At 49.3% G+C, this 12,504-nt stretch carries 13 protein-coding genes and 1 pseudogene; all 14 read left to right on the plus strand.

Annotated elements, in window-relative coordinates:
• Positions 1-85: 85 nt before the first annotated feature.
• The 14 genes and pseudogenes from A3844_RS09900 (at position 86) to A3844_RS09960 (ending at position 12,345) form a co-directional block, all read left to right on the plus strand.
• Positions 86-1,525: a bifunctional metallophosphatase/5'-nucleotidase gene (locus A3844_RS09900; RefSeq protein ID WP_074083909.1), complete on the plus strand. Its 1,440-nt coding sequence runs from the start codon at positions 86-88 to the stop codon at positions 1,523-1,525.
• Between the two features lie 77 nt (positions 1,526-1,602).
• Positions 1,603-2,430 (plus strand): undecaprenyl-diphosphate phosphatase, encoded by an 828-nt coding sequence (locus A3844_RS09905; protein WP_074083910.1) that lies wholly within the window; start codon positions 1,603-1,605, stop codon positions 2,428-2,430.
• A gap of 107 nt (positions 2,431-2,537) precedes the next feature.
• Positions 2,538-3,641 carry an HD-GYP domain-containing protein gene (locus A3844_RS09910; protein ID WP_074083911.1) on the plus strand — a complete coding sequence of 368 codons (1,104 nt, stop codon included), beginning with the start codon at positions 2,538-2,540 and terminating at the stop codon, positions 3,639-3,641.
• A 223-nt stretch (positions 3,642-3,864) separates the two neighbouring features.
• A complete protein-coding gene (yfkAB, locus tag A3844_RS09915; protein WP_074083912.1) occupies positions 3,865-5,001 on the plus strand; it encodes a radical SAM/CxCxxxxC motif protein YfkAB in 1,137 nt (378 codons plus the stop codon).
• An 18-nt stretch (positions 5,002-5,019) separates the two neighbouring features.
• Positions 5,020-6,378, plus strand: a complete 1,359-nt coding sequence (locus A3844_RS09920) for a hemolysin family protein (RefSeq protein WP_074083913.1) — start codon at positions 5,020-5,022, stop codon at positions 6,376-6,378.
• Between the two features lie 141 nt (positions 6,379-6,519).
• Positions 6,520-7,089 (plus strand): annotated as a pseudogene (locus A3844_RS09925) (heparinase II/III domain-containing protein); the annotation flags it as partial.
• Between the two features lie 224 nt (positions 7,090-7,313).
• On the plus strand, positions 7,314-7,529 hold the full coding sequence (locus A3844_RS09930) for a spore coat associated protein CotJA (protein ID WP_074083915.1): 216 nt from the start codon (positions 7,314-7,316) through the stop codon (positions 7,527-7,529).
• A 2-nt stretch (positions 7,530-7,531) separates the two neighbouring features.
• Positions 7,532-7,798 carry a spore coat protein CotJB gene (locus tag A3844_RS09935; RefSeq protein ID WP_074083916.1) on the plus strand — a complete coding sequence of 89 codons (267 nt, stop codon included), beginning with the start codon at positions 7,532-7,534 and terminating at the stop codon, positions 7,796-7,798.
• A gap of 113 nt (positions 7,799-7,911) precedes the next feature.
• The gene (locus A3844_RS09940) at positions 7,912-8,481 is read left to right on the plus strand and encodes a manganese catalase family protein (protein WP_074083917.1); all 570 of its coding nucleotides are present in this window, start codon (positions 7,912-7,914) and stop codon (positions 8,479-8,481) included.
• An 87-nt stretch (positions 8,482-8,568) separates the two neighbouring features.
• A complete protein-coding gene (locus tag A3844_RS33715; RefSeq protein ID WP_256702163.1) occupies positions 8,569-8,691 on the plus strand; it encodes a hypothetical protein in 123 nt (40 codons plus the stop codon).
• A gap of 331 nt (positions 8,692-9,022) precedes the next feature.
• On the plus strand, positions 9,023-10,207 hold the full coding sequence (locus A3844_RS09945) for an acetyl-CoA C-acetyltransferase (RefSeq protein WP_074083918.1): 1,185 nt from the start codon (positions 9,023-9,025) through the stop codon (positions 10,205-10,207).
• Between the two features lie 34 nt (positions 10,208-10,241).
• Positions 10,242-10,982 carry an acetoacetate decarboxylase gene (locus tag A3844_RS09950; protein ID WP_074107318.1) on the plus strand — a complete coding sequence of 247 codons (741 nt, stop codon included), beginning with the start codon at positions 10,242-10,244 and terminating at the stop codon, positions 10,980-10,982.
• 45 nt (positions 10,983-11,027) lie between these two features.
• Positions 11,028-11,696 carry a CoA transferase subunit A gene (locus A3844_RS09955; protein ID WP_074083920.1) on the plus strand — a complete coding sequence of 223 codons (669 nt, stop codon included), beginning with the start codon at positions 11,028-11,030 and terminating at the stop codon, positions 11,694-11,696.
• Positions 11,689-12,345: a 3-oxoacid CoA-transferase subunit B gene (locus tag A3844_RS09960; protein WP_074107319.1), complete on the plus strand. Its 657-nt coding sequence runs from the start codon at positions 11,689-11,691 to the stop codon at positions 12,343-12,345. Before A3844_RS09955 ends, A3844_RS09960 begins: the two co-directional genes overlap by 8 nt.
• Positions 12,346-12,504: the final 159 nt, after the last annotated feature.

A 12,504-nucleotide genomic window follows, 5' to 3' on the forward strand; every position in this document is an offset into this window, starting at 1 on the left:
TGAAAATGTTATGCTAGGCTCTATAAGATTACAAGCCTGCCGCTAATCATAAAACGGCTTTACAGGTGGGAGAAAAGAGAAGCATATGGAGCGGGCATTGCAAAGGTTGACCCTAATTCACACCAATGATATACATAGCCACTTTGAAATGATGAGCCCCGTTGCTGCTGAAATAGCCAAGCTGAAGGCAATAGCAGGGGACGAGCCTGTGCTGGTAATGGATATTGGCGATCATATGGACCGGTTCTCCATAGAGACTGAGGGGACCATGGGACAGGCGAATATCGATATGATTAACCTGACTGGTTACGATGCCGTAACTATAGGCAACAATGAAGGGCTGACCTTTTCCCGGGAGATACTCTCTGCCCTGTATGCAGGTATCCAGTGTCCGGTGGTATGCTGCAACATTCTGGAGAGCACTACCGGAGAGCCTCCCGGCTGGATGAAGCGCCATGCGATCCTGGAGAAGGGCGGTATCAGGATAGGGGTTACTGGAGCTACCGCGGCTTTTGCTTCTTTTTATTCACTGCTGGGTTGGGATGCACTGGACCCGGAGAAAGCGCTTCGTGAACAATGTGAACTGCTGGCTCCGCAGGTAGATCTTCTGATTATTCTTTCCCATCTGGGACTTCCGGCAGATCAACGGCTGGCTGAGAATCTGAAGGGGGTTCATGCTATTCTTGGCGGCCATACCCATCATATGCTGGAGACGCCGCAGATCATTAACGGAACTGCGGTCTGCGGTGCCGGTAAGTTCGGCCGTTATGTGGGACGTCTTATTTTTGAGCGGGCGTCTGCCGGTAATCCCTTTGTGCTGGCAAGTGGCCAATGTTTTCCCGTAGACCCGTCACTTACCGAGGATGTGATATTCCCTGCGGCGGCACTGCATTTACAGCATGGGCGGGAGGTTCTTAACGAGACAGTAGCCATGACCGACCGCGAGCTTGTGCTGGATACGCAGGGAGAATCTCCTTTCGGCAACCTTCTGGCGCAGGCTGTAAGGCGCTATACAGGAGCACCTGTATCAATCGTCAATAGCGGTCAACTGCTTGAATCTCTGCCAGCAGGCAACATTACTGCAGGCATACTGCATGCGCTGTGTCCCTCTCCGATTAATGCCTGTGTTGTTCAGCTTAAGGGTGAGGACATTCGCAAGGCTCTTGAGCAGAGCCTTACGGAAGAGTATCGGACCAAGGCGATTTTCGGCTACGGATTCCGGGGAAAGGTACTGGGCAGCCTGGCTGTGGATGGATTAAAAATCCTGTACGATCCAAGAGTCATGCCTTATGATAACGGTATTGCCGTTTTTGTTGCCGGGGAACCGCTGGAGGACGATGCCATATATTCAGTAGGAACACTGGATATGTTCACGTTCCGCACAGGGTATGAGAGCATTGCAAACGGAACCGAACCGTTGTATCTGTTGCCTCATTTCCTGAGGGATTTGCTGCGGATGGAACTGCAGCGTCCGGGAAGCCTTGAAGAAAGCGAGTCTCTCCGCTGGGAGAATAGGTCTGTATAGGTACTGACTTTATTGTGTATGAGTACTAGGATCACAAGCCGCATTAGGTTTCATTTTCTATGAATCAGGAGGATTATATGGATACTATTACAGCAATTATTCTGGCAATTGTAGAAGGAATAACCGAATTTATCCCGGTATCATCCACGGGACACATGATTTTAACAACCAAGCTGCTCGGATTTGATGAGCAGTCACCGATTATGAAGACGTATGAGATTGTCATTCAGCTTGGAGCCATTTTGGCTATTGCGCTGGTGTACCGCCAACGGATTTTGAACTTGCTGGGCATCGGGCGCCGCCGCACAAGCAGAGGCGGAGTCATGCCGGCTTCAAGGCTGAACCTGATCCATGTTCTTCTAGGAATTGTACCGGCGCTTGCGGTAGCCTTCATAGCCCGTGATTTTATCAAAAGTCTCTTTGGAGCCCCCACTGTACTCTGGGCGCTTGTCGCCGGCGGGATTCTGATGATTGTTGCGGAATGGGTGAACCGGCGGAAGATCCGGATCACGGCTCACGAGCTGGATGATATATCTTACGGCCAGGCGCTGGCCATTGGTCTTTATCAGATTATCTCTGTGCTGTGGCCGGGATTTTCACGCTCCGGATCGACCATCTCGGGCGGTATGCTAAGCGGGGTCAGCTATAAGGCTTCCGCAGACTTTTCGTTCCTGATTGCAATCCCGATTATGTGCGCGGCATCAGGTTATGAACTGCTCGATTCCTATCAATATTTTACGAAAGATACGATTATGGATTTCGCAATCGGGTTTGTGATTTCATTTGTGGTTGCATATGTGGTTGTGGTAGCGTTCATGAAGATGATTCAGAAGATCAGACCCACCCATTTCGCAATCTACCGCTTTATTCTGGCAGCTGTGTTCTGGCTGTTTATTATGCGTTAATTCACAAGCTCATGACTAATCACTCAAGGTAACGGTATACACACAGAGGTCACCTGGGGATTTGAAACAGTATAGCAATTTACCGTTAAAGGCAGGAGTGAGCCAAGGTGCGTCTAGTATCCGTGAATCGGCTTCAGGCGGGAATGAAGCTGGGTAAAAAAATATATAATGATGAAGGGCTGGTTCTCCTATCGGATGGAGTAGAGCTTACTGATGCATTGATCAAGCGTCTGGCCAAGATTGACATCGGCTATATCTATATAGAGGATTCCCTCACGGAAGATGTTGAGATTACCGGCATGCTGCAGGACGAGACACGCAATCAGGCGCTCAAAGTCGTCAGGAACCAGTTCCAGCAGATGTCAGGAGCATCCGGAATTACTAAGGGCTTTTATCATCTGGATAAGAAATTCTCTAAGGTGATGGATTCTATTCTGGATGATTTGGCTACGCAGGAAGATCCCATGATCATGCTCCTTGATATGCACACAGCCGACAACTACCTGTATGCTCACTCTCTGAATGTATGCCTGTATACGCTGGTGCTTGGTATTGCTTACGGCTACAGCAGGGAAGAGCTGCGGGTAATCGGACTGGGCGCGCTGCTGCATGATATCGGTAAAACGCAAATTCCCGTCAAAATCGTGCAGAAGCCCGGCATGCTCAGCGACGAGGAGTTTCGCCATATGCAGGCTCATACAGAAATCGGTTACCGGATCCTTAAGGAAGAGCCGAATATCCCGCTGCTTGCAGCGCACTGCGCACTGCAGCACCATGAGCGCATCGATGGCTCGGGGTATCCGCGCGGCCTGACCGGTCCGCAAATTCATGAATATGCCAAGTGGCTGGGCGTTGCAGACTCCTACGATGCGATGACCTCGAACCGGATCTACAAGAAGGCTATGTTGCCGCATCAGGCGGTAGAAGCGCTGTATGTCGGTTCAGGAACACTGTATGAACAGAAGCAGCTGGAGCTGTTCAGAGACCGTGTGGCCATCTATCCGCTTGGATTAACCGTCAAGCTTAGTACGGGGGAGAGCGGTGTCGTAGTCAAAATAGACCCGTCAACGCCGCACAGACCGGTTGTGCGTGTGCTGAACGGACCTGAAGGCGAACCAGTCGTTCCGTTTGAGCTTGATTTGGGCAGCAAGCTTTCTGTAGTAATTGTGGATGTGACCGATGAAGACGGGGTTGTGGTGAGAACCACCTGAGCCCCGGTTCGAAGCGAGGACGGGAAACGGGCATGCCGCAGGAGTGCGGAGCATCGTTGCCGTCCCGCTTTTTTATTTTACAGATGGGCGGCATAAGCGGCTTGTGTTAAGCCCTTTCTGCAGTTTTTTGCAAAGTCGTGGTATGATATAGGGTAAGTTACCGTTCTTTTTCACTTCTTTTGGGTTAATAATAAGGAATACGTATCGAAGGAGTACCATGAAAATGAGTATATTAGAGCCATCTTCATCACCAATACGGGAGCTGTCGCCAAGCTACGATCCCTGGGACCCGATCACTTCACTCCGCCAGCATGGGCGTCATGTGCTGACCAGTGTGGAGATGACGGTTACCAATCTGTGCAACATGCGCTGTGAGCACTGCGCGGTTGGCGACAGCTTGACCACCAGAGAAGGAGAAATGCTGCCTTTAAAAAATATGCTGGATCGTCTGGAAGAGGTTGAACATCTGCAGACGATCAGTATTACAGGCGGCGAGCCGATGTTCCGTGCCAGTACTGTGGAGAATACCATCGTGCCGCTGCTCAAATATGCCCGTGAACGGGGCGTCCGTTCACAGATCAATTCCAATCTCACTATGCCTTACTCCCGGTATGAGCAGCTGCTGCCGTACTTGGATGTCATGCATATCTCTTTCAACTATGTGAATGGAGATGACTTCCATGAGGTGGGCTTCGCGAACAGCGGCCATCCGGTTTCTAAGGAAGCGGCTTACCGGCTCTATGATACGATGCTGGAAAATTCCCGCCGGCTCAGTAATGACGGTATGCTGATATCAGCGGAATCAATGATCAATTACCGGACGCATAACAAGCTGCCGGCCATTCATAAGCTGATTGGTGATATGGGGGCAAAACGGCATGAGGTGCATCCGATGTATGCGTCCAGTTTTGCATCGAAGCTCCCTGTGCTGTCCCTGAAGGAAATGGGAGCAGCGATCCATGATCTGCTGGACCACCGCAATCCGGAAATGTGGATGCTGTTCGGCACACTTCCTTTCTTTGCCTGCAGCTTTCTGGAAGAAGACCAGAAGCTTCTCCGCCGGTTGCGTGAGGAGAAAAACGTTACCCTCCGCAATGATCCGGACGGCAGAAACCGGGTGAATGTCAATTTGTTCACAGGGGATGTGTTTGTGACGGATTTTGCCGATATATCCGCCTTCGGTAACATTGGCAGCGGCAAACTGGATGATATCTTTGCCGAGTGGCAGATGAAGCATCCGATGAATCAGAAGGTGAACTGCCACTGTGATGAAGCCGGCTGCTGTGGTCCCAATCTTCTCGTAGCTGATATGTATTATCCGAAGGTTGATTTCAAAACAAGAAAAGCGATCACTCTGTAGAAATGAGGCGTTGTTATAGTGCATGCGGAATTTGAAGTAGGGAGATTGCTGCTTAATCTTTTGCTGGTTCTGGTGCTCGTATTGTTGAACGGCATCTTTGTGGCAGCAGAGTTCTCGCTTGTGAAGGTGAGGCAGTCGCGCCTTACGCAGCTGGTCAGTGAAGGCAACAAGATGGCCGGGTATGCGCTGAAGGTTAACAAAAAACTGGACTCCTATCTGTCGGCTACCCAGTTCGGGATTACACTCGCCTCGCTGGGGCTCGGTTGGGTCGGGGAACCGGCCATTTCTGAATTGCTCGTCGAGCCGCTGATGGTTCAGATTGGGGTTACTGACCATACTCTGATCTCCACAGTGTCCGTGATTGTCGGATTCTCGATCATTACGTTTTTACATATTGTGCTGGGGGAGCTTGCACCGAAGTCCCTGGCCATTCAAAAAACAGAAGGCTCTGCGCTGCTGCTGTCCGCGCCGCTGATGTTCTTCTATAATGTGTTTCTGCCGTTTATCTGGGTGCTGAACGCATCGGCCAATGCGCTCCTGAGGCTGGTAGGCGTAGAGCCGGCTAGTGAGGCAGAGGCGGCCCACTCGGAAGAAGAAATCCGTATCCTGATGAATCAAAGTGCCAAAAGCGGGGTCATCGATAAGGATGAGATGAAGCTGATGGACAACATCTTTGAATTCTCCGACCTGCTGGCCCGTGAGGTCATGCTCCCGCGTACGGATATGGATGTGTTATACAGCAATCTTTCTTTGGAAGAAAATATGCGGATTATTACAGAAACGAAGCATTCCCGCTATCCCGTGGCTTTTGAGGACAAGGACCGGATCATCGGCTTCATTCATATCACCGACCTGCTATTTGCAGAGGCTGCGCAGCAGAATGATCTGGCATCGCTGGTCCGCCCTATCCTTAATGTGCCGGAATCCATGGAGATCAGCCATGTGCTGCGGCTTATGCAGAAGAACAAGGCCCAGCTTACGCTGGTGGTGGACGAATATGGCGGGACAGCCGGACTGCTCACAGCCGAAGAAATCCTTGAAGAGATCGTAGGTGACCTGCATGACGAGTTCGAGGATGAACGTCCAAGTGTGGAACGCAACGGAGATTACATTTCTGTTGAGGGCCGGATGCTGATCGAGGATGTAAACGACCTCACCGGTGTAGTGATTGAAGACGACGAAGTGGATTCGATCGGGGGCTGGCTGTTTAAGGAGCTGGAAGGGAATCCATCCAAAGGCAAGCGGGTAATCGTTGGAGATGTCATCTTTGAGGTGGAAGAATCTACGCGTCTGCGGATTACCAGAATCAACATCCACCGGGAAACACCGTTGGCAGTGGATGACGATGAGGCTGGGGAAGATGAGGAAGGCCTGTAATAGGCGAAATACCCAGTCCAGGTAAAGGCCTGTTGTAAGCCATGAGTGTTCTGACTGGAAGTACGGGGCTGTCCCATAAGTAGATTTCTATGACTGAGACAGCTTTCTTCATTCTTATAACCACAAAAAGAGGATTATGACTTCATCGATGCCTCGCATAATGGCTATATGCGGCTGGAGCAGCCGCTGCTGCACCGCCGGTGGCTGCTGATGGGGAAAAGCGTAACTCTGCTGCTGATTATCGACTGGCTGGAAGGCGAGGGAAGACATGAGGTGGAACAGCGTTTTCAGCTTCACCCGGATGCGGCAGTCTCAGGGACTGTGAACGAAAAGCTTTATCCGGCGGTGAAAATTGATTATCCCGCCAATGCGCTTAGCATGCAGATCTGTTGGGCAGCCTGTGGGCAGGACTCACAGCCGGAGCATCCGCAGATAGAGCTGGTACCCAGCTGGGTATCGGAGATTTACGGCTCTAAGCAGGAGAGTGTGAGCCTTGTTGCCAAGCTGGTGACCGGGGAAAACTCGGGAATAGCGGCGGTCGTGCTACCTCAAGATTTGAGGCTCCCGGCAGATGGAGAAGAGTGGCGGCTTGAACAGTTGGATCTGAATCGTACGGAGCAGACGGTAACCCTTACATTGATCTGTGGCAGCCACAGACTGGATGTCAAGGCCAATGGAGAACAGGTCTATTGGAATATGAGGGATCTGTAGAGCTTATAAAAAATGAAGTGGATAGCAGTGTGGGCAAAGTGTCCCAAGGACCGTATAGCGGTTCTTGGGACACTTTTTTGCGTAAGTCTATATCTGATGGCCGTTTCGGTTGAGCGGATAAGAACTTTCCTTGGTCTACTGGCTGGCTATGGGTCATAGATTTATTACAAAGTACTGTGTTTACTCCGGTAAGAAGCTGAAAGTAAACAGAGGAGGAGAAAAGTATGAATTCCCAGGAGCGTGTATGGACACCGTACCGGGGCCCGTTTGATCCTTGCCCGCCGGTGCCATTCAAGACGTACGTAGTTCCCCCGAATCAATTTATCAATTTCCAGCCGCCTAACTTGCCGCAGTTTACCTTACCCGAAGCTCTAAAAGCGGGTACGCTGTGGCCTGCCCTATTCAGTCCATATGAATCCAAGAGCAAAGGAGGCAAGTAGACATGGAAGCAAGTCCTTGCGATCCCCGTTACTATGAGATGCTGGAGCAACTTCAGGTTCTCGATTTTGCATTGGTGGAGCTGAATTTGTATCTGAATACTCATCCTGAGGATTTAAAAGCAATCGAGCAGTTCAACCAGCTGACCCAGGAGCGCACCCGGCTGGCGAACCAGTTCCAGGAGCTGTATGGTCCGCTGCAGAACTTCGGCCGTGCCTATTCGAAATGTCCATGGGAATGGAACCAGACCCCCTGGCCCTGGCAGGTCTAGCTGGCTTGACGCTATGCTCACACAACTAAGCGTATGCTTCCGGAGTGAGTTTTGTACGAAGCGGATTGAAGGAGGCATATGCTCACAAAACTTTGAGGAGGGATAGTTCCCAAATGTGGATATATGAGAAAAAGCTGCAATATCCGGTACGTGTCGGCAAATGCGACGTACGGATGGCGCGTTATCTAATGGAGCAGTACGGGGGAGCGGACGGGGAACTGGCGGCTGCGCTGCGATATATGAATCAGCGGTATGCCATTCCGGACAAAGTGATAGGCGTGTTGACGGATATTTCAACCGAAGAGTTTGCCCACCTTGAGATGATCGCAACAATGATCTACAAGCTGACCAAGGATGCCACCATAGATCAACTGGAAGCCGCCGGACTGGGTCCGAACTATGCGACACGGGATCATGCGCTGTTCTACCAGAATGCAGCAGGGGTCCCGTGGACAGCAACGTATATCCAGGCCAAAGGAGATCCGCTTGCCGATCTCTACGAAGACATTGCCGCCGAAGAGAAGGCCCGGGCTACATACCAGTGGCTGATCGACATGACCGATGATGTGGACTTACAGGACAGCCTGAAGTTCCTGCGGGAGCGGGAGATTGTGCATGCGCTCCGGTTCAAGGAGTCAGTGCAGATCTTAATTGAGGAGAGGGATAAGAAGCGAGTATTCTGAGCGCTTGGAACAGGAAGACTGAACTAAAGATATTGCAGGTAAGAGCCGAGCTTGAAGCACGGCTCTTATTTCATGAGGAGCGATCACATGAGAATGAGCGTTGGCCAAACCATTGAAAGCGTATACATGGACAAAACAGGCAAGATTATGCAGCGGAGGATCGAGGATGCCTCCAGCCCAGATGAACTGCCGGAGCGCTTATCGATGTGAACTTTTTTGTCTCTTTTCATACATTTTTTCAGAAACAATCAGAAATAACCATTAATAACCAGAAATTCAAAGGAAATGGTAGAACAATTACATTATGTGAGTATACAAGGCCTCATACATATTGATATGGGAATTTATGTATTTATTTGAACATTGAGTAAAATGAATATTAGATTTACGATAAATGTGTTAAAAAATTCCAAATAAAAGGACGGAGGAAGGATGAAGGAGGAAGGTGATCAAACCGTAACGCTCACTCTCTCATACACCGTGATATATACCCGCATGTAAGTATGGTTTCTTAAACCAATGGAAAGGAATGTGAGGTTTTGTGAAAAAAGTTGCATTAGTAAGCCCATTAAGAACAGCTGTGGGTTCTTTTAACAACGGACTTTCAACATTAAGCGCTACAGAATTGGGAGCAAACGTGATGACTGCCTGCCTTCAGCAAAGCCAATTAGAGCCTGGATTGATTGATCAAATTTATTTGGGAAATGTCCTACAAGCGGGTATTGGCCAAAATCCTGCCAGACAGGCGGCACTAAAAGCTGGCATCCCCATTGATGTGCCTGCATCAACAATAAACACAGTTTGCGGTTCAGGGCTTCATGCCGTCGCTTTAGCTTACAACTCTATTTTGGCAGAACAAGGCAGCGTCCTCTTGGCTGGAGGTATGGAGAGCATGTCGAACGCCCCTTATGTGCTAAGGAATGCACGAAATGGCTACAAGCTTGGCAATAGTGAATTGATAGACACTGTAGTAACCGACGGCCTTACGTGTCCCATCAATAAATATCATATGGGGATTACTGCGGAAAACATTGCCGGGAAATATAACATTTCAAGACTTGAGCAGGATGAATTTGCCTATGGAAGCCAGATCAAGGCTATAGAAGCAAAAAACAAGCAGGTTTTTGCAGAGCAAATTGTTCCCGTTATGACCAAAACCAAAAAAGCGAGTGTTTGGTTCTCAGAGGACGAACATGTAAGAGGAGATGTGAGCAAAGAAAAACTTTCCAATTTAAAACCTGCATTTAAGGAAAACGGATCGGTTACTGCCGGAAATGCCTCGGGGATCAATGATGGAGCGGCGGCTGTACTTGTTATGTCGGAAGACAAATGCAAGGAACATGCGGTACAACCGTTAGCCTATATCAAGGGTTATTCCCTTGTTGGCGTTGACCCTGCATACATGGGAATGGGTCCGGTGAGAGCCATTTCGTCACTTCTTAAGGACCAGGGAATCCCTCTTGATGCCATCGATTTGTTTGAGATTAATGAAGCCTTCGCTGCACAAGCATTAGCGGTATTGAAAGAGCTTGGGATCAACCCGGAGAAGGTGAATGTCAACGGCGGCGCAATTGCGATCGGACATCCTGTCGGTGCAAGCGGAGCTAGGATATTGGTTACGTTGGTGCATGAAATGGTACGAAGTTCTTCGCGTTACGGCATAGCCAGTTTATGCATCGGAACAGGGATGGGAATCGCGATGCTGGTTGAGAATGCACTCATCTAACACATATCTAACAGAAAGGGAGATCAAGATCGTTATGAATCCAAAAGAGGTTCTTTCACTGCAATCCATGCCTGCAGCCAGCTCCAGTTACGGGCGTCCCCCCTACCGCTTTATCGACCGGGAATTTTTTATAATTACTTATGAATCCGATCCCGCTGCGATCAGACAGGCGGTCCCGGAACCTCTACAGCCGGATGGAAGCAATACCGTTTCTTATGAATGGATCAAGATGCCTGATTCATCCGGTTTAGGAAATTATGAGGAGAGCGGTATTGTTATCCCGTGTACCTTTCATGGGGAATCCTGCAATTTTGTTGCCCAAATGTATTTGGATAACGCGCCTGCTATTCTTGGAGGACGTGAAATTTGGGGGTTTCCCAAAAAGTGGGCGAATCCCCGCCTCAGTGTTGAAGGCACGGAGACGCTGACCGGTACTTTGCATTATAACCATGTTCAGGTGGCCATGGGTACCATGCCTTTCAAACATAACATTCTCGATGAAGAGGATACGGCTAGAGCCATCGCAAAAACCCAAGTGAATTTAAAATTAATTCCCGATGTTGACGGTACCCCTAAAATTGCACAGCTAGTTGCGTATAATCTCGAAAATATTAACGTAAAGGGCGCTTGGTCAGGGCCGGCCCGATTAAGCCTGATCCCCCATGTCAATGCTCCTGTGGCAGATTTGCCAGTTAAAGCGTATATCGGCGGCAAACACTTTATTGCCGATTTAACGCTGCCATATGCAAGAGTCATTCATGACTATCTCCAGTAAAAAATTCTTATATTCTCAAAAAAAATATACAAGGAGTCAGAAACCATGAATAACAAATTAATCTCCGCAGAAGACGCCGTTAAAAAGGTCAAAGACGGAGACACGGTGATGGTCGGCGGTTTTCTGGCCGGAGGCCACCCGGAACAGTTGGTACGAGCGCTTGTCGAGACCCACTCCGCCGATAATCTCTCCATTATTTCCAATGATACGGGCACCACGGAATTATCTATATATAAGCTTGTGAAAAGCGGCAGAGTCAAGCGGATTTATGCATCCTATATCGGTTCCAATCCGGAAACAGGAAGACTCCTTATGACCAAAGAAGCGGAGGTGAGCCTCTTCCCGCAAGGCACGTTAGCAGAAAAAATACGTGCAGGAGGAGCGGGCCTGGGCGGTGTTTTAACACCTGTAGGTGTAGGTACCATTGTAGAGGAAGGCAAAAGGAAAATAGATATTGACGGAAGGGAATATCTGCTCGAACTGCCACTCAAAGCAGACGTGGCGCTAATCAGAGCCCATAAGGCAGATGAAGCGGGGAATCTTGTGATCAACGGCTCTTCACGCAACTTCAATTTCGTTATGGCTATGGCGGCAGATTATGTAATAGCCGAGACAGATGCATATGTAAAGCTCGGGGAGATCGATCCCAATCATGTTAACGTACCTGGAATATTTATTGATGCCATTGTAAAGGTAGGGGATACCCATGAATAACCGAGAATTCATTGTGAGAAGAATCGCCCAGGAATTCAAAGACGGCGATGTAGTCAACCTGGGTGTTGGCATGCCTACCATGGCGGTAGACTATATTCCCGATAATGTTCATATTATGCTGCAGGCTGAGAACGGAATCCTCGGTGTGGGACCCAAAGCCACAAAGGGACAAGAAAGTATAGATTGTATCGATTCTGGCGGAAGTTACGTTACAACCATGACAGGAGCTTGCTATTTTGACAGTGCGGTTTCATTCTCCATCATCCGTGGAGGGCATGTGGACATCACCGTTTTGGGTGCCCTGGAGGTTGATGAGAACGGCAACCTTGCAAGCTGGATGATTCCAGGGAAAAAAGTGCCGGGCATGGGGGGAGCTATGGACTTGGTGGTCGGGGCCAAGCGTGTCATTATAGCCATGGAGCATGTGAATAAAGATGGGGAACCGAAAATACTAAAAAATTGCAAGCTGCCCCTGACTGCTGTAAATGTTGTAAAAACCATTGTAACCGAAATGGCTGTCATCGATGTGATTCCAGGCAAAGGGCTGATGCTGAGTGAAATTGCGCCGGGTCTATCGGTGGAAGACGTTCAAAAGGCAACCGGCGCCGAGCTACTGGTCTCGCCTACCTTAAAGGCTATTGCCGTCTAAGCCAAACGATAACCTCCGGTACATGGCTGATTCCAAACACTGCCCCAGGAAATCGTACCGGGATGAAGGCCAATTTGCTAGTCTCCTAGGAGGCTGGCTTTTTTTATGTTATTTCCACAATAGTGGATTCATGGAAAGTATGTTCGGCAACTACGCAAA

This window comes from Paenibacillus helianthi, assembly GCF_001909055.1.
Taxonomy (GTDB): domain Bacteria; phylum Bacillota; class Bacilli; order Paenibacillales; family Paenibacillaceae; genus Paenibacillus_AQ; species Paenibacillus_AQ helianthi.